This window comes from Listeria grayi, from assembly GCF_900638015.1.
In the GTDB taxonomy this organism is placed as follows: Bacteria; Bacillota; Bacilli; order Lactobacillales; family Listeriaceae; genus Listeria; species Listeria grayi.
On sequence record NZ_LR134483.1, the window covers coordinates 2527012 to 2545297 of the forward strand.

The following is an 18286-nucleotide window of genomic DNA, read 5'->3' on the forward strand; positions in this document are numbered from 1 at the left end:
GCAATGTTTTTGCCATGCTGTTTTTAAAGATCATCCTTGATATCATTAAAATTCGAACGGAGTTGTTTCGACGTTTCGTCACTGATAAGCAGCGCTGCCCCGCCGAAGATAATACAGCTGTAATAAGTCACGATCCGCCATAAGATCATCGCCGCAAGCGCCTCGGCCGGAACCAGTAAAGCACCGAAAAGCAGCATAAATGTATATTCCGCCCCGCCTGCTCCTCCTGGCGTCGGCATTACGGTAGCAAACATGATGATAAAAGCATGGTACGTCATGGCAACAAAAAAGCCGATCGTACCCACATGCAGGCTCAACAATACAAAATATGGTATTGCGAAAAACACCCATAGTTGCAAAGAAGTCATCACGCAAGCCTTTACTAGGAGCCATTTATCCGCCCCGATCCGGTTAGTTTCTTGATGAAAACTCGTGATTCTTTCATCCAAAGCAAAACGCAGTTGCTCGTGCCGTTCTTTTTTTATAAAAAGTCGTGCCGGTATCAGTAATAGATGTACGATCCGCTTTGTCAAAAATGTGCTTTTCGCAATCAGCAGCAAGGCGGTAATAACAGCTAAATGAACCAAAAAGCCGATAAACACCAGATATTTGAGCTGCGGGACACCGTTTAATAAGTAATGCAGACCAAAAATCAAGACGATCAGAAAATTAAATACGATCATGGCTTGATAGATGATGAATTTTATCAACAGAACCGAACTTGCTTTCCCTGCATCCATTCCCTGCTTCATCAGCATTACTAATTGAGCTGGCTGCCCTCCTGTAGACATCGGCGTGATCGTGTTGAAAAATTGACCGATCATAGTGATGCGGAACGACGAACGAAAATGTTGTTTCTGATTGGCCGGCTTAGCAGCCATGTGTAAAACAATCGCTTCAAAAAGCCAATAGAGGAACATCAAGATAAAAGCAATGAGAAGCCACCAATAGTTGATATTCCGCAACGATTTTACAAAAGCCGAAAAATCCACTTTGCGAAACTGCCAAGCAACGAAGCCAAAACTGATGACTAAAACAATAAGAATATTTAACACATTTTTTGTTCTGGCGTTCACCACATTCACTCCTTATTCAGCAAACTGTGGTAAAATTCATCCCAACATGCCGCTAATCGATCTTCTGAATAATAAGCCGCTCCTTCAAGCGCCATCGCTTTCATATGTTCATAATAAGTTTCATCTTCGCGGAATCGTTCGATCGCTTCTTTAAAACCTTGGTTATCTTGGGCTTCCGCATAATAGCCTGTAAGAATTTCTTCATATAAATCTAGATCACGTAATAATACGGGTACAGCGCAGCTCATCGCTTCTAAGATCGCCATCGGGAATAGTTCATTATAGGAAGGCATGAAAAAGAGATCCGCAGCATTGATACATTCATTCATCAGTGCTCGATCAATGATACCCAGAAACTTTACATTTGCAGGAGGGTTTTCATACACTTTTTTTAATTCTTCATATCCTGAAGTGATCATTCCAAACGAGAAACCACCCGCCCAAATAAATTGAACATCGGGAAGTTGCTTCGCCGTTTCGATAAAATCCATTACTCCTTTGCGATGCTGTACTTGACCACTTCCAAGTACCACAAATCGATCCGGGGCAATGCCCAACCTTTTTCTAGCTGTTTCTTTTTCTTCTGCGGTATACGGAAAAAATGATTTTTTGGAAACAAAATTGGGAATGTATTGGATTTTTTCTTTTGGGATGTCATAGGCTTCAAGCTTGGGGATAAAGGAAGGGTTGACCACGACGATGTGATCCATTCTTTTGTAAAAGGCAATCAGATACTTGTAAAAAACTACCTTTGCTATCCACGGTAATTTCAAACTACCTTCCATTGTTTCCGGGATAAAATGCACATAGCCCAGATTAACGCCTCGTTTGCGTTTATTGAATGTAGAGAGAAAGAAAGGGAAGTCAACGGTATGATAATGTGTGATATCAGATCGACGTCGCTCATTCAACTTCATATCGATCTTATCCGGAAGCCTTTCTGCCAATAAATTGACTAGCTCCCGGTAAGCAGAAGCAACACCTTGTCCTTTTACTTTCTCCGCTGACGATAGCATTGTCAGTTTAATCACGACTCCTTGACCTCTCTTTCTGTTTTACACTGGTAGATGATGATAATGAAAAAACACGTGAAGCTAATTTGCTTTTCAAGATCGTAGAACGCTCACGAATAGCGGAAATCTTATTTTTAGCAACATGCAGTTTGGCAGTTTCAATATACGCACTTTCGATATTCGTTCCAAATTTATCTGCAGATAATTCTTGTACTTTATTTAAACCAGATCCAGCAATGTGTTCTTTGAATGTGGCATCTTGCAAGACATGCTTGATGACTGCTGCGATCTCATTATCTTCTTTGAATAATGCGGCAGTTTCTCCATCGGTCAAAAAGCCTTCGATACTTTCATCCCGTTTGGCGACAACTGGTAGGCGCGAAGCCATTGCTTCCGCATATGTCAATCCTTGTGTTTCGGTAGTAGAGGCACTGACAAATACATCCGCCAGCTGGTAATAGCTACTTATTTTTTCCCATTCTACTGCACCAGTGAACAGGATGTTTTCTCCCATACCTAGTTTTTCTGTTAGTTCTTGCAAGTCGCGCCGAACAGGCCCGTCACCGACGATCACTAACTTCGCGTTGGGGATATCGGCCAGAACATCCGGAAATGCTTTGATGACCGCATCGATATTTTTTTCTTGCGCAACTCTTCCTAGAGAAAGCACTACCGGAGCATCGACATCTAAACCGATCTCTTCTTTTAGTGCACGGATATCGTCATAGTTGTCACCGTGTAAAAAGGAGCTTAAATCTGTCCCAGTGGGAATCGTATACATCCATTTATGCACGCGACAATCTTCTAAATGATGCTTCACTTTTAAAGTGGGGGTGATCACCGCATCATAGCTTTCACAAAATGATTTTGTCATGCGCTTGACCATTGCAGGAGTTAGGATCTTCCCTTTCGCAATATAATGCAGGTAATTGATATACATCGTATGATACGTATGAACAGAAGGGATATCATATTTCTTCGCGATTTTTTTACCCAATAGCCCTAATGAAAATTCTGTATGTGTATGAATAATATCTAAATCTAATTGACCGACTAATTTAATAAATTTGTTGACCCCTGCTACTGCGATACGGCGTTCCGGGAAAAACAAAAACGGAATACTCGGCATACGGAATACCCGGCCTTTTTCACTTTCACGATCGGCATTAGGATCTGTAGTCGTAAAAATATACACATTATGGCCTCTTTTACGTAGCTCTTTTTCCATTATTTTAATAGATGTTGCTACTCCGCTGATTTGCGGGCTATAGGTATCTGTAAAAATTCCTATATTCATCGTTAACGCCTACTCTCTTCCTAGTAATTCAGCAATTGCACTCTTATTATAGCACATCTACAGAATCTGTCTTATTCTCTCATTATGACGGATTTATATTTATTATGCATGCGTCCATAGCATGATTTTAGTCTATTATATACTCTTACGCTAGCTTTTACTATCATAACATATCACTTGTGCAACAAGATATTTTTTCAAAAAAAAGACCAAAACATCCATCATTACTGACTTTTGTCTTGATCTTTTTTATTATATTAGTGAAATCAGCTCTTTACGCTTTTCCGTTAGAACCGAATTCTTGAATTTTTTCAGTAACTGTTTTGATGATCGCATCTACACCAGGTCCGATAACTTTACGAGGATCGTAAACTTTATCGTCAGTAGCTAATTTTTCGCGAACAGCAGCTGTCCAAACGATTTGGCATTCTGTGTTAACGTTGATTTTGCTGTGACCAAGTTCGATTGCTTTTTTGATTTGGTGTTCAGGAATACCAGAACCACCGTGAAGTACAAGTGGAGCACCAGTTAATTCGGAGATCTCTTTCATTTCGTCGAAGCCAAGTTTTGGTTCGCCGCTATAAGGACCGTGTACAGAACCAAGAGCAGCAGCTAATGCGTCTACTTCTGCTTCTTTAACAACGCGTAAACATTCATTTGGATCAGCATAGTTGATTCCGCCTGTTACGCCGTCTTCAGTACCACCAACAGTTCCAACTTCTGCTTCTACAGAAACACCTTTTGCGTGTGCATAGTCAACAACTTTTTTAGTCATTGCTACGTTTTCGTCGATTGGGTGATGAGAACCATCGATCATTACAGAAGAAAATCCTGCATCAATAGCAGCTTTACATGAATCAAAGCTAGAACCATGGTCTAAGTGGATTGCAACTGGTACAGTGATTTTCAAGTCTTCTACAAGGCCTTCTGTCATTTTAACAACAGTTGTGAATCCTCCCATGTATTTAGCAGCACCTTCAGATACTCCCAAAATCACTGGAGATTTTTCTGCTTCTGCCGCTTTCAAAATAGCTTGTGTCCATTCAAGGTTATTGATGTTGAATTGACCTACAGCATATTTGCCTGCTAAAGCTTTTTTTAACATTTCTGTCATGCTAACGATTGGCATAATACTTGTTCCTCCTCAGGAATATAGAAAAGCTTTCACTTTCCTACTGTGATTTAATTTTCACTTCAGGAAAACTCTGACATTTTCCTTAACATCATTATGATAACAGATTTGTGATGACTTTACCATAACCACGAGGAAAAAAATTGCTATGAAATCGCTTTAAAACCAGATTTATTTTACTTCTTGCGATTCCCGATTTTTCTTTTCTATAGATAAGCCCCCTTCTTGTTTTCCTATTATTCATGAAACATACATCATCGCTTATAAGAATATGACGTTTTTGTGACAATTTCTTCCCCTTAGTCCTAAGGTTGTCGAGCCGTATTCACAAGGCTTTCCTCCCGTATTGTGAAAAAAGCCTTCCCCTGATATTACTCACTATCCAAAAAATATAAATAAAATGTAACTATCTATCCATTGACGGGGTGCTGAGCTCTTGTCATAATGTAAATTGGACGCTAGTCTGATTTGCTGGCCCAATAAAAAAAGGAGGAGCTTTCTATTGAAAAAAGCCTTAAAACCCATTGTTTCTTTGAGCCTTGCCTCTGTCTTATTAATTCCTACTATTTCTGCAGAACCATTCGCAAAAGAAACAGCAAAAACGGAACAATCTACTAAAGATGATTCCATTTATATACCTAAAAATATCCGTGAGGGTAAAACAACGGAAGAAAATGACGGATTCGAAGATTATAAAGCTGATACAAATGCTATTTTTAGTGCTTATGCAGCAAAAGCATCTTATGAAAATGTCAATAATTACATTAAAAAGAAAAAGTTTTCGACAGCAAAGATCGAACAACAGCTGAAATCACAATTTCCTAAATTCGGCTACCGCAACGGGACTGATAAACCTGAAGGAATCGTTTTACACGAAACTGCCAACCCGACCTCTACCATCCAAGGTGAGATCAACTATATGTCTAACAATTACAACAATGCTTTCGTACATGCCTTTGTAGACAAATCGCATATCATCCAGATCCATCCAACAAAATATGCCGTTTGGGGAGCCGGTAAGTATGCCAACCAGCGCTTCATCCAATTTGAACTTGTACGTCACAAAACATTCGATGAATTTGCCCGTTCTATCAATAACTATGCCTATTATGCTGCTTATTTACTAAGACAATACAATATGCCGTTCGACAGCGCAGAATCCGATGGTAAAGGAACCGTGTGGACACATAACGCTGTTACAAAATATCTAGGCGGTACGAACCATACCGATCCTGTCGGCTATTTCTCGCAATGGGGATACAGCGTTAGTCAATTGAATACATTGATCAAAGAAAAATACGATGCCATGAAGGTTTATGAAAAAATCAAATCTGATATCGTATATACAGCCTATGCAAATGTAAAAGACGCAAAGACTTATAACATCTACAGCAAACCTTACAATACTTCGGGCGCAAAAAAAGTCGGCACATTAGCTAATTATAAATCCAAACAGATCCGTATCCTGCGCAAAGCAAAAACAAGCAGAAATTGGTATCAAATCAGCGTGGACGGTAAAACGATCGGCTGGGTAGATACACGAGCTTTCTCGATCTACTACAAAAAAGGATCCAGCGATAAAGCAGTCAATCTGACACGCTACTTGAAAAAAGGACAAAGTGGCGCTTATTACTATCAATTACCGGTAGCTGATCCGCCTATCCGAACAGCAACTTTAAAAGCTCTTACTTCTAAAAAAATCACCGTTTATCAACAAGCAACAGTGAAAAACGTTTTATGGTATCACATCAAAGATGGCAGCAAAGTTCTTGGGTGGACACAGGCATCTAACCTGACCGCCAATGCCAATACGGCTGAAAAATACGATACGATCTACTCCGACATCACGTATACGGCCTACGCTACCGTAAAAAACGCAACGACCTACAATATTTATAGTCGTCCATTTAACACTTCCGGTGCAAAAAAAGTCAGTTCACTAGCAAGTTACAAGAGCAAAAAGATCCGCATCCACAGAAAAATCGTGACGGATCGATCTACTTGGTATCAAATCAGTGTAGATGGCAAAACGCTTGGCTGGACAGATAGCCGCGCTTTCTCGATCTTCTATAAAAAAGCAGTAACGGATAAGGCCGCTTCGCTAACGAAAAAAGTAGCGAAGAAAACAGACAGCTATTACTTACTTCCTGTCGACGACAATTCGATCAAAAAAGGAACTCTTTCCAGCTATGCAAGCAAGACACTAAAAATCGACCGCACCGCTACCGTTCAAAAAGTTGTGTGGTATCACATTTTAGATGGTTCTAAAGCAATTGGCTGGGTAAAAGCCAGTTCGTTGAAATAAGTATATAAGAAAGGCTTGAAAATCAATTCAAGCCTTTTTTAATTTTCTATTGCAAAGTACATGGAGGTAAAAATAAATGCACGGTATCATTAACTACGAAAGTTTTCTTATTACAGGAATTTTAATCAATCTTATCCCCGGCGTTGATACCATGTACATTATCAGTCGAAGCGTTTCTCAAGGAAAAGCAGCTGGTATTTACTCCGTCATGGGAATCATGACTGGATCACTAACGCATACCGTCCTAGTATCCTTAGGACTTTCGATCATTCTTACAAAATCACTTCTCCTCTTCAACATCATTAAGCTAATCGGTGTCAGCTACCTCATTTACTTAGGTATTACCATGTTGTTGAATAAAAAAGGGGATAAACTAGAAGTGGTCGCTACAAAAGTGATCTCCATAAGAAAGATATACTTACAAGGTCTGCTGACCAGCTTGACCAACCCCAAAGTTGCGCTGTTCTTTGTTGCTTTCCTTCCTCAATTTGTGGATAAAAATGCAGCTTCTCCACTTTCTTTTCTATTGTTAGGTGGTACTTTCACACTTACCGGATTGATATGGTGTCTCTTTATTGCCAATTTCGCTGCTTATGTAACAAAGAAATTAAGGAACAGCCCAAAAATAAAAACATCCTTAGACAAGCTGACCGGAGCCATCCTTATCGCAATGGGAATAAAGTTGTTTTTGACCAAAGCTCCTAAATAAAAAAAGCAGCGTGAGAGGATTATACCTTCACGCTGCTTTTTATTTTATTTTGCTAAAGTTGCTCCAATAAATGCGTTGAACAAACTTTGTGGTCTATTTGGACGCGAGATCAATTCAGGGTGATATTGACAAGCAACAAACCATGGATGATCTTGTAATTCCACTACCTCTACCAAACGTCCATCTGGGCTAGTCGCGGAAACGACCATTCCAGCCTCTTCCATTCTTTCCCGATATTCATTGTTAAATTCATAACGGTGACGATGACGTTCTTCAACTAAAGACTTACCATACGCCTCAGAAGTTTTTGTTCCCTCTTTGATACGGGCAGGATATAAACCTAAACGAAGTGTTCCGCCTAGATCCTCGATATGCTTCTGTTCAGGAAGTAAGTCGATGATGTTGTAAGGTGTTTTCGGATCGATCTCTGCCGAATGCGCTCCTTCCAAGCCAAGCACATTACGGGCAAATTCAACTGTTGCCAGCTGCATTCCCAAGCAGATTCCGAAGAACGGCACTTTATTTTCACGTGCATATTGGATCGTCGCGATCTTCCCTTCAATCGCTCGGTCGCCAAAGCCGCCGGGTACCAAAATCCCATCTGCATCTTTCAAACGTTCTTTCACGTTTTCTGCTGTGATCAATTCGGAGTCTACCCAGTCGATATCGATGTCGACATTATGGTTGAATCCAGCATGACGCAATGCTTCTGCCACGGATAAGTAAGCATCTTGCAAGGAAACATATTTCCCAACTAATGCAATCTTCACTTTCGTCGATAAGTGCATGACTTTATCCACAAGTGCTTTCCACTCTGTCATATCCGCTTCCGGAGCTTCTAATTCTAAATGACGCAATACGATATCGTCCATTTTTTGTTTTTGAAGGGAAAGCGGCACATTGTAAAGCGTGTCTTCATCGCGGGATTCAATAACTTCCGAAGCCTTGATATCACAAAACAGCGCAATCTTTTCTTTCATTTCTTGAGAAACCGGTTGTTCCGTTCTAACAACAATAATGTTCGGCTGGATCCCCAAGCTACGCAATTCTTTTACACTATGCTGGGTTGGTTTTGTTTTCATTTCACCCGCTGCCTTGATGTATGGGATCAGCGTTGTATGGATATAAAGTACGTTTTCCGCACCAACATCCCCTTTGATCTGGCGAATTGCTTCTAAAAACGGTAATGATTCGATATCTCCAACCGTACCGCCGATCTCCGTAATGATGATATCTGAATCCGTCATCCGAGCTGCACGGAAAACCCGATCTTTCAACTCGTTTGTGATATGCGGAATGACTTGAACCGTTCCACCAAGATAATCTCCACGACGTTCTTTTTTGATTACTTCCGAATATACCTTACCAGTAGTCACATTGCTGTACTTGTTCAAATTGATATCAATAAAACGTTCATAATGCCCCAAGTCCAAGTCGGTTTCGGCACCATCGTCCGTTACAAAAACCTCACCATGTTGGTAAGGACTCATTGTCCCTGGGTCCACATTGATATATGGATCAAATTTTTGAATAGTTACACTTAGCCCGCGATTTTTGAGTAAACGCCCTAATGAAGCAGCGGTGATCCCCTTTCCTATCGAGGAAACTACTCCACCTGTAACGAAAATATACTTTGTCATTTAAAAATCTTCTCCTTCCTGTTAATGAATGTAAGAATGCTTACTCTTACTGGGGAAGAACTGCCTTCGATAACAATCCTAATACATTTATTGATACAATAACAAAAAAACTCCGCTTACTTTTAAACAAGTAAGGGAGCAATGATTTAACCGTATACGTTGTCCCTATAAAAGGGAGCCCAAATAAAATACTACCCATTATGCTAAGAGAAGTCAAGCCTTTCTTGAAACATAAATAAAAAAGCCCTCTCCAACCGCGGAGAGGGAACACTTATTTGTCTTCTGGATCTTCTGTATAATCGCCATCCGAGTAATCATCTTCGACTGTTGCCAGATCGCCTTCGATTCCATCTGGTAATTGATCCGTATCATCATCGTCGTCATCCGTAAGCGCTTCGCTTAGAGAGATCGATTCTTCGCCTAATTCGCCAACTACATCTTCTTCGACAAATTCTTCATCGTCTAATAGATCGTCTTCTGCTACAGGAGAAGTTTGTGTTTGTACTTCCTCATCGATCGCATCGATCGGGTACCAAGAACGTAGTCCCCACATGTTATTTCCTAGAGAAATAAAATTACCGTTGATATTGATATCTGTATAAAACTGTACTAAACGATCTTTGATTTCATCATCATTAAGTCCTACAAAGTCTTGAACTTCTTTCGCTAATTCCGGGAAAGAAATGACTTCTTTACGTTCTTCTAAAAGATGGTGTGCAATTTCAATCAACGACAATTCACTGCGTTGTTCATCTGATAAATTAGTGTAATCCAAAATTGGCACGTCCTTTCTATATGCTCTATCTATAAAATTATTCATTTATCCTATAAATTATCTAACTTCCCTATTTTACATGGAAACCGCACGGAATACAACTACATATTTCATTCTCACCGCGACTTTAAAATTTGATACGCAACATAAAAAACTAAAATCGCAATCAAAAGTATTGGTATAGAGCCAAGTTGGTAGTTATACAGTATGTAGACTGCCACACATAAAAATAGAAACAGCACTGTTAAGATTATGATTCGCTTCATTTTTTTAAATCTCTCCGTTTGAAATCCATCTTTTGTAACTAACTTTAGTATCTTTCAGGCACAGTGTCAAACACTAACCATTTCGGAAATTGTTTGACACTGCATTTTTGTTATTTACATTTTTTCTGGAGCAGATACTCCTAAGAGTTTCAAACCATTGCGTAGTGTGACTTGCGCAGCTTTGATAAGCGCTAACCTTGCTTTTGAAATATCCGCTTCATCCGGATTCAATACTTTATTTGTATTGTAAAAGCGATGGAACGCTGATGCTAGATCATTTAGATACCTTACGATCCGATGCGGCGCACGTTTAGCAGCTGCTTCAGCAACTACATCGCTGAACTCGCCCAGCACTTTCAGCAAATCGATCTCTGTCTCTGTTTGCAGCAAGCTTACATCCAGACCATCACTGACAGCAATCCCCTGTTCCTCTCCGGAACGCAAGATGCTGGAGATCCGAGCGTGTGCGTATTGCACGTAATAAACCGGATTTTCATTGGAAGTTGCTTTCGCCAAGCCCAAATCGAAGTTCATATGGGTATCTGAGCTACGCATCGCAAAGAAATAACGGACTGCATCCAGCCCCACTTCTTCCACTAAGTCTCGCATGGTAACAGATTTACCAGTTCGTTTGCTCATTTTGACTTGTTCGCCATTTTCATAAAGATGTACTAATTGAATGATTTCTACTTCCAATTGTGTCGGCGCATAACCAAGCGCTTCGATCGCGCCGCGCATTCTCGGAATGTAACCATGGTGATCGGCTCCCCAAATATCGATCAAGATATCGAAGCCGCGCTCCAATTTGTTTAAATGATAGGCAATGTCCGGCAAGAAATAGGTATACGAACCGTCTGTTTTGATTAAAACACGGTCTTTATCATCGCCAAAGTCCGTCGTACGCAGCCATGTTGCACCATCTTGTTCATAAACGTAGCCATTTTTGCGAAGTACTTCCAGCGTTGGCAAAATTTTATTTTCTGCGTATAGTGATGATTCCGAGAACCAATTATCAAATCCTACGCGGAATGCTTCAAGGTCTGTTCGCAGCTTAGCCGTCTCAAAAGCTAGTGCTTCGGTACGGAAAACATCGCGGCGTTCTTGCTCCTCCGCTTCGATATATTTGTCGCCGTATTTTTCAAAAAGCTTATTCCCCAATTCTTTGATATCAACACCATGATACCCGTCTTCTGGAAATGGCTTATCGATACCGCACGCTTCAAAATAGCGAGCTTCTGCAGATAGAACTAAGTTATTGATCTGATTTCCGGCATCATTGATATAGTACTCTCTGGAAACATCAAAACCCGCTGTAGAAAGAATGTTGGCTAGAGAGTCTCCGATCGCTGCACCGCGGGCATGTCCCAGATGCAAGTCTCCTGTAGGATTAGCCGATACAAATTCAAGCTGGATCTTTTGACCTTTACCAAAATCAGACTCGCCGTAGCTGTCGCCTGCTTCCAAAATAACAGGTACCAATTCAGTAAGATACGCATTGTCAACAAAAAAGTTGATAAAACCTGGACCAGCCACATCGATCTTACGAATCAAGCTATCTTCAGTATCGATTTCTTTGATGATCGCCTCTGCGATCTGTTTGGGTGCCTTTTTCGCTACTCGAGCCAGCTGCATTGCGATATTAGTAGAATAATCACCATGCTGCTTCTCCTTTGGCACCTCTAATAAAATATCAGGAATCTCGCTTTCTGATAGTCCTAACGCTGCCACCGTTGCAGCCTTGATCTGCTCGATCAGCTGTTTTTGACTTTTTTGAATGACATTCATGCTTTATCCTCCTCCATTTTCAATGTAACCGTATAGGAACCGATCGGCTCCGCTTGACTTAATAAATCATATTGAAAACTCATGTTTCCTAAAAATAGCGCTTCTCCTGTTTGGTAATCCTCTTGAAAAGAAAGCAATTCCGTTTCAAAAGCGATTTTTCCCGCACCAGTATTCACATGAGCATTGCTTTTATTTTTATTTTTCAAAAAATGCATTCGCATAGAAACGGCGCCGTTCCGCAGCAACAAAAGTTCTCGTGCCGAGCTTTTCCAGACAGTCCGAATACTTCCCGCTTCTTGCTTCTCTTCATATTGAAGGTAATAGGCATTGTTTTCCTTGTAAAAAACGCCTGAAACCGACATTTCCGTTTGCTCTTCCGCATCCATTTGTCTGATGACCGTCAAGACTTGGATCTTAACCGGAATACGTTCCATTTGTTCATTTGCCATGCCATTCAAACCCCTTTCTGACAGAAGAATAGACGAGTTCCATTATAGTGAAATTTTCGTTAAAAAGCAACCTGTCAGCCGAGGAGCGTCAAGAAGAAATGCATCATTCCTTCAAAAATCCCCGGAATGAGATAACTAAAGATTGGTGTGATCGTAAAATTGGCAATCGGCGTAAGTGCGATCACGAGTAAAATCAAGATCGAATACTGTTCCACTGGCTGTAGTTTTTCCCGAGCAGACAATGGCAGGAATTCTATCAAGATCTGATAACCGTCCAGCGGAGGAAGAGGAATCAAGTTAAAAACGAATAATACGATATTCAACTGGATAAAGATATTCAAAAAATCTGTGAATATATTGTTATAGAGCATGCCGCCATTGCTGACGATCAGCACATAAATGATTACTCCGATAGCTGCCAGCAAGAAGTTGCTGAGTGGACCGGCAAGCGAAACAAGAATGCTGCCCCACTTACGGTTCCGTAATTTAAAGCGATTGACCGGTGTGGGTTTTGCCCAGCCGAAGCCGACGATGATGATCATCAGCAAACCGAAGATATCTACATGCTCCACAGGGTTGATCGATAACCGACCTTCTCGCTTTGCCGTATCGTCACCGAACCACAATGCGACCGCAGCATGCGACCATTCGTGGACGGTAAAGGCGATTAAGATCGTGATGATGACATAAGGTATTGTCTCTAATGGGTAGGCTAAAAAATGCAATTGAATTGCTCCTTTGCGATGATTTTATGATATAATAATTGCTAAAATGAGGTGATTAAGATGCCATTTGTTACGATCAAATTTTTAGAAGGCCGCGATGATAGTCAAAAGAAAGCTCTCGTCGAAGAAGTGACCGAAGTTGTTTCTAAAAACCTAAAAGCTCCAAAAGAAAACATTCATGTATTTTTAGAAGAAATGAGCCCTACTGATTACGGAGTGGGCGGCGTTCGCAAGTCTGACAATTAAAAAACAAGCTAAGCTGCGGGATTCTCGCAGCTTATTTTTGTTCATGCGCATGTAGCAACGCAATGATCGCTTCGGCAACTTCTGTTTCAATATTGCCGCTTTCGATCAGGTCTTTCGGATAATATAGTTTAATATCTGTCTTGCGCTTTTCTCCCAAGACCTCAACAATCGGTGATTCCGTGGAAAGCTCATGCAGATCGCCATTCGCCATCAGCAATTGGATCGGCGCCTTCATTTCTTCATCATCCGGTAGATAGTTGTCGTAGGGAAGATCACTTGAAAAATCGATGACTAAATAATAATTTGGATCGATATCCGCTTTTTCCAGCAGACCTTTTAAGCGGACGTACAAGTCAGCATCTTCTGTTTGATTATAATCAATGTAGCTGAGCAGTCTTCGATTCAAGAAGCGCTGACATAGATCACTTAAAATGGCATCCTTCTCCTGTTGCCATTTCGCAAAGTAATACATCAACACGACATCGTCCAGCTCCACATACGTTTTCAGTGGCACTTCCTCATCGCTGAAAAATGGCAAGATCTCCCGCGGCTCCATTTGAAATTCAAACCCACCCTCATAAAGGGCCTTCACTCGTTCTAAGATTTTCCAAAGCAGCACTTCCGCACTCCGACTGACCGGGTGGAAATAAACTTGCTGATACATTTGATAGCGGCTGAAAATATAATCTTCTACTGCATGCATGCCTGAATATTTGATAATGATCCCATTTCCATCTGGACTAGGCCGCATAACACGCAAGATCCGCTCCATGTCAAATTGACCGTAGCTTACACCGGTATAATAGGCATCTCGCAGTAAATAATCCATTCGATCCGCATCGATCTGACTCGAAATAAGCCGGACCATCGTTTGGTTAGGATGCGTTTTGGCAATGACAGAGGCAACTTCGTACGGAAATTCAGAGCTTACTCGCCTTAATACCGCACCCACTTCCGTTTCACCAGTAATGATCGCGCGGGTAAAAGCTTCATGATCGGTCGCAAAGACTTTTTCAAAAGCATGGGAAAAAGGGCCATGTCCGAGGTCATGCAACAAGGACGCACAGAGCGCCACTATCCTGTCTGTTTTGCTAACTGGGTAGTCAGTAGCAAAAGTAACGTCGATCACCCTTCTGACGATCTCATACACGCCTAGAGAATGATTGAACCGACTATGCTCGGCTCCATGAAAAGTCAAAGAAGTGGTTCCTAATTGATGTATTCGACGCAAACGCTGAAATTCCTTTGTTGCGATCAGATCCCAGATGATTTGATCATACACATGTACGTAGCCGTGGACCGGATCTTTAAATACTTTTTCTTTTTTTAATTTTTCTCCAAGATAATCCAATTAGCGCCACTCCCTCCTATAAATTTTCCAATACTTTTTCATTTCTTTTGATCAATCGTTCGTAATAAGCAGGAAATCGATCTAATTCCGCTGCATTCAGTGGACTCGACGTCAATTTACCCGCGTAAGTATGTATCGTTTGCAACACTTTGATCAACACCGCGTTGATGTCGAGCGGCTCGCCAAGTAGCTCCGACAATGTCCCCATCACGTTTGGATCGACTTCCGGATATTCATATTTTGTTTGTTCCTTGCTACCACTGATTTGGTAAAATGTCCGGATCAATTCAGAGCGAGCCTGCTGATTTCCTGCTACGCCTAAATAGATTTGCACGGCTACCCCTTTAGCCATTCTACGCTGGGATATCCCGGCAAATTTCTTATCATCGATGCTTAGGTCAAAACTGCCTGGGCAATAAGAATGCTTGATCTCTTTTGCTTCGATCCTGTCAGTCTCTGCTGCGAACATTTCCTTCACGAGCGCAAACATCGCTTCATAACCTCGTTCGATCGCGATCCCGCGTTCGACATCCGGCAAGATCATCGAGAGGTTAAGGACATCTTTATCTAACACGACTGCCAACCCTCCGGAATTACGGACAACGACACGATATCCTTCTTTTTGTAAATAAGCGATACCTTCTGCTATATGCGGTAGCTTGGAATCCTGGATCCCTAGCGAGATCGTTTTTTCATGCACCCAAGCTCTTAACGTTGGAGGCGCCAAATGAGAACCTACTGAATAGCAGAGCGTATCATCGGTAGCAAAGGACTGGATGGCATCGAAAGCTAGCTGAACAGTGCTGTGATCCACAAAGCGCCACTCGGACTGACTCAGAAGTTCGTGATTTTCTTTCTCCATGATTTCTTTCCTCTCTTTTGCATTTTCTTTTTGTCATTATAGCATAGAGTTATAGACAAAACCCCCATTTGACACCATTCTAAAATTATTCTTCATAAAATATTATCATTTCTCTTTATTGTAATGTATACTCCTAATTAGACATTTCACAAATTACACTATTTGAAATAGTAAAACTTTTCAAATAGCATTACTCCAAAGCAAAGGTTTTGATATTATGATCAGCAACAAGAGGTTTACCATTGGCATTGCCGCATACAATGCAGAAGCTTTTATTAGTGAAGGGTTGGAATCCATCGCTAATCAGCAATTTGATTTATCAAAGGTAGAGGTTCTCATCGTTGACGATTGCTCAACGGATAAGACAATAGAGATAATCGAACCCTACCAACGAACACTTGATCTTCGCTTGATAAAATTACCGGAGAATTCCGGAGGACCAGGCAAGCCTCGTAATACCGTGATCAAAGAGGCGCAAGGAGAATTCATTCTCTTTTTAGATGCTGATGACTACCTTCATCCAGATCTGCTTCGGGATGCAGAAACGATGATCGAAAATCACCAGTCAGAGGTTCTTTTATTCAAAATGAAAGGCGTAAATGGTCGGGGCGTCCCAAAATCGATGTTCCAAGAAACTGCTCCAGCGGTGGACTTGGTAGCATCCAAGATCATTTACACATTAAGTCCGACAAAAATGTTTCAAACCAAGCTACTTCGCGAGCACAATATCTACTTCCCTGTCGATCTTAAAAGTGCCGAAGATCAGTTATTTACGATGCAGGCTTACTTACAAGCCAAAACGATCTCTGTATTGACTGAGAAAGATTATTACTACTTAGTAACGCGGGAAGGCGACCATATGAGCGCTGCATATGTTGCTCCCGACAAGTTCTATCTAGTCATGAAAAAGATCATGCAAGCGATTTATGAAAGCGACCGTGAAAATAAAGATAGCATTGCCGCCGTATTTGTTAAACGTCATTTTATGCATTCTCGAACTACAAATTTCACACAAAAAATCGCCGATCCCCAAGAAAAAACAGAATGGTTCGCCCAATTAAATGATTTTGCTTTACAGATTCCCACTACTGTCGATGAGCACCTACCCGCCAATCTGCAAATATTGTTATCCGCAGGACGCGCCTTGGATCTCGCTGCCTATGAAGACTTCGAATATCGAATCACCAATCAGTTATTTGATGCTTTCACTGTGAAAGGTACGCAGATCTTTGGCCAGATACAAACTGCTCATGGATTGGGAGAACAGAATCTCAACGCTTATATCAAACCAGTCATTTCCATTACAAAGTTCGATTTAGATGCAGAACGGCTTCAATTGGAGATCGAGCTGGGGGATATGATCAAGGGACTTCATTTCCAACCAGAAATCTTACTCTATGACCGTAACAAAACAGAGCAGATCACGATCCCGCTACAAAAGCAGCACGGCAATCGTACATTTATCTTTGATATTACATTTGCCGAGCATGCGCAGTTACTCGTCCAGAAAAAAATTTGGGATTTCTTTTTAACACTTCATTTCCAGCGTTTCAAGCTCACCAGACGAATTGGAAAAGTGCGAGAACCTTATCCCTATTCCCAAAAAACCAGTATCCTGACTGCCCATGCAGCTGTTCAGAAAACGATTCGTCCCTATTTTACGGAAAATGATTTCCTATCGTTGCAGGTCGCTGACGCAAAACATATCAGCGCCACTTGCCAAGAATGGAGACCGTTTAAAAAACAATGTACACTTCAACTAAACGGCGCACCGTATAAATTGAACGCTGCTGTTACACTGCAATTGCAAGACAAGAAATTTCCGGCAGTAATCATCCAAGCAGAAGAATCTGCAGATGCTACTGTCATCCAACTACAGCTCAACAAACGTTGCTGGCAAAAAGCGCATCCCACACACATCGAACTCTCGCCATTATTGCGCTTACCTATTCAATGAAAAAACAGCAGCCTCCTGTATACTCAGGAGGCTGCTGTTACTCGTTCAATCAAAAAATTGATCCGAATGTCTGCGGTTGTTCTGGTGATACCAGATCCGGTAAAGTCCGAAACAGATCGCTGCCAAAATGACTATCGGGATAATAACTGAGAACAGCTTTCCGATCAAATGCAGCGCGATGTTAAATCCGATCAATACCAGAATAATAGTGACAATGATTTTTAAAATATGACGCATAGCGTTTCCTCCGTTTCTATTTTTCATCTAAATATTGAACTGCGCTGCCACCTTTATCACTCATCGGCGTCGCATTTACTAATAAATTATTTGCTCGGATAATCACCTTGTAGCGTTTATGCCGCTCTAAACTCTTACTACTCAAAAATTCAATTGTTTTTCTTTCTCCATTGCGATTCATACATCTTTCTTTAAATAAGTATCCATGGAAATTATTGCGGTGAATGGGTTTCCCTGCTTTTTCAACCGCTATGTAATAAGTATCTGCGGAAGCAGCAGGTGTTTGAAATTCTACAATAAAAACCGTGATGATAAGTAGCGCTGTCAAAAGACCAAGTATCCCTTTCTTCAATTTCCTCACACCCTTTTTGTTGTTATCCTTATTATAGCTAATAAAGAAAACAAGCAGCGAACGGCTTCCGACTGAAAAATAATACTCCTTGAGGCTGATTTCTAAAAAT

At 41.0% G+C, this 18286-nt stretch carries 17 protein-coding genes; 4 read left to right on the top strand and 13 right to left on the bottom strand.

Translation table 11 applies throughout. The annotated features are described in order from the left end of the window. Positions 1-23 precede the first annotated feature (23 nt). The 4 genes from EL241_RS12410 to fba all read right to left on the bottom strand — a co-directional run bounded on the left by EL241_RS12410 (position 24) and on the right by fba (position 4515). Positions 24-1079 (bottom strand): lysylphosphatidylglycerol synthase transmembrane domain-containing protein, encoded by a 1056-nt coding sequence (locus EL241_RS12410; protein WP_036105558.1) that lies wholly within the window; start codon positions 1077-1079, stop codon positions 24-26. A 2-nt stretch (positions 1080-1081) separates the two neighbouring features. Beyond that, positions 1082-2107 (bottom strand): glycosyltransferase family 4 protein, encoded by a 1026-nt coding sequence (locus tag EL241_RS12415; protein ID WP_126320631.1) that lies wholly within the window; start codon positions 2105-2107, stop codon positions 1082-1084. Beyond that, positions 2100-3386 (bottom strand): glycosyltransferase family 4 protein, encoded by a 1287-nt coding sequence (locus EL241_RS12420; RefSeq protein ID WP_003758758.1) that lies wholly within the window; start codon positions 3384-3386, stop codon positions 2100-2102. Before EL241_RS12420 ends, EL241_RS12415 begins: the two co-directional genes overlap by 8 nt. A gap of 274 nt (positions 3387-3660) precedes the next feature. After that, complete coding sequence (gene fba / locus EL241_RS12425) at positions 3661-4515, bottom strand: class II fructose-1,6-bisphosphate aldolase (RefSeq protein ID WP_003758756.1); 855 nt, start codon at positions 4513-4515, stop codon at positions 3661-3663. Positions 4516-5020: 505 nt separating this feature from the next. Between fba and EL241_RS12430 the strand changes: the two genes are divergently transcribed. Both EL241_RS12430 and EL241_RS12435 read left to right on the top strand, forming a co-directional pair. Further along, positions 5021-6823, top strand: a complete 1803-nt coding sequence (locus EL241_RS12430) for a GW domain-containing glycosaminoglycan-binding protein (protein WP_232020833.1) — start codon at positions 5021-5023, stop codon at positions 6821-6823. Between the two features lie 76 nt (positions 6824-6899). Continuing rightward, complete coding sequence (locus EL241_RS12435; RefSeq protein ID WP_036105851.1) at positions 6900-7532, top strand: LysE family translocator; 633 nt, start codon at positions 6900-6902, stop codon at positions 7530-7532. 44 nt (positions 7533-7576) lie between these two features. On the opposite strand, the gene EL241_RS12440 is transcribed toward EL241_RS12435, so the two are convergent. The 5 genes from EL241_RS12440 to EL241_RS12465 form a co-directional block, all read right to left on the bottom strand. Next, positions 7577-9172 (bottom strand): CTP synthase, encoded by a 1596-nt coding sequence (locus tag EL241_RS12440; RefSeq protein ID WP_003758749.1) that lies wholly within the window; start codon positions 9170-9172, stop codon positions 7577-7579. A 271-nt stretch (positions 9173-9443) separates the two neighbouring features. Then, positions 9444-9947, bottom strand: coding sequence for a DNA-directed RNA polymerase subunit delta (rpoE, locus tag EL241_RS12450; RefSeq protein WP_036105852.1), 504 nt, complete (start codon positions 9945-9947; stop codon positions 9444-9446). A gap of 380 nt (positions 9948-10327) precedes the next feature. Next, positions 10328-11998: an arginine--tRNA ligase gene (gene argS, locus EL241_RS12455; RefSeq protein ID WP_036105855.1), complete on the bottom strand. Its 1671-nt coding sequence runs from the start codon at positions 11996-11998 to the stop codon at positions 10328-10330. Then, positions 11995-12447: a YwiB family protein gene (locus tag EL241_RS12460; protein WP_036105857.1), complete on the bottom strand. Its 453-nt coding sequence runs from the start codon at positions 12445-12447 to the stop codon at positions 11995-11997. The genes argS and EL241_RS12460 overlap by 4 nt, the downstream gene beginning before the upstream one ends. Before the next feature lie 74 nt (positions 12448-12521). Next, on the bottom strand, positions 12522-13172 hold the full coding sequence (locus EL241_RS12465; RefSeq protein ID WP_036105860.1) for a site-2 protease family protein: 651 nt from the start codon (positions 13170-13172) through the stop codon (positions 12522-12524). A gap of 60 nt (positions 13173-13232) precedes the next feature. Here EL241_RS12465 and EL241_RS12470 point away from each other — a divergent pair, with 60 nt between their 5' ends. After that, on the top strand, positions 13233-13418 hold the full coding sequence (locus tag EL241_RS12470; RefSeq protein WP_003758739.1) for a 2-hydroxymuconate tautomerase: 186 nt from the start codon (positions 13233-13235) through the stop codon (positions 13416-13418). Between the two features lie 31 nt (positions 13419-13449). On the opposite strand, the gene EL241_RS12475 is transcribed toward EL241_RS12470, so the two are convergent. Beyond that, entirely contained in the window at positions 13450-14769 is a 1320-nt protein-coding gene (locus EL241_RS12475; RefSeq protein WP_003758738.1) for an HD domain-containing protein, read from the bottom strand. A gap of 16 nt (positions 14770-14785) precedes the next feature. Beyond that, positions 14786-15631 (bottom strand): lipoyl-[GcvH]:protein N-lipoyltransferase, encoded by an 846-nt coding sequence (gene lipL / locus EL241_RS12480; protein WP_003758737.1) that lies wholly within the window; start codon positions 15629-15631, stop codon positions 14786-14788. A gap of 217 nt (positions 15632-15848) precedes the next feature. Between lipL and EL241_RS12485 the strand changes: the two genes are divergently transcribed. Then, positions 15849-17588, top strand: coding sequence for a glycosyltransferase family 2 protein (locus EL241_RS12485; protein WP_052009162.1), 1740 nt, complete (start codon positions 15849-15851; stop codon positions 17586-17588). Positions 17589-17633: 45 nt separating this feature from the next. Here the strand turns inward: EL241_RS12485 and EL241_RS12490 are convergent, their stop codons facing one another. Together EL241_RS12490 and EL241_RS12495 are read right to left on the bottom strand one after the other, a co-directional pair. Then, entirely contained in the window at positions 17634-17825 is a 192-nt protein-coding gene (locus EL241_RS12490; protein ID WP_115345989.1) for a hypothetical protein, read from the bottom strand. 16 nt (positions 17826-17841) lie between these two features. Continuing rightward, positions 17842-18177 (bottom strand): YxeA family protein, encoded by a 336-nt coding sequence (locus EL241_RS12495; RefSeq protein ID WP_036105864.1) that lies wholly within the window; start codon positions 18175-18177, stop codon positions 17842-17844. Between the last annotated feature and the right edge of the window lie 109 nt (positions 18178-18286).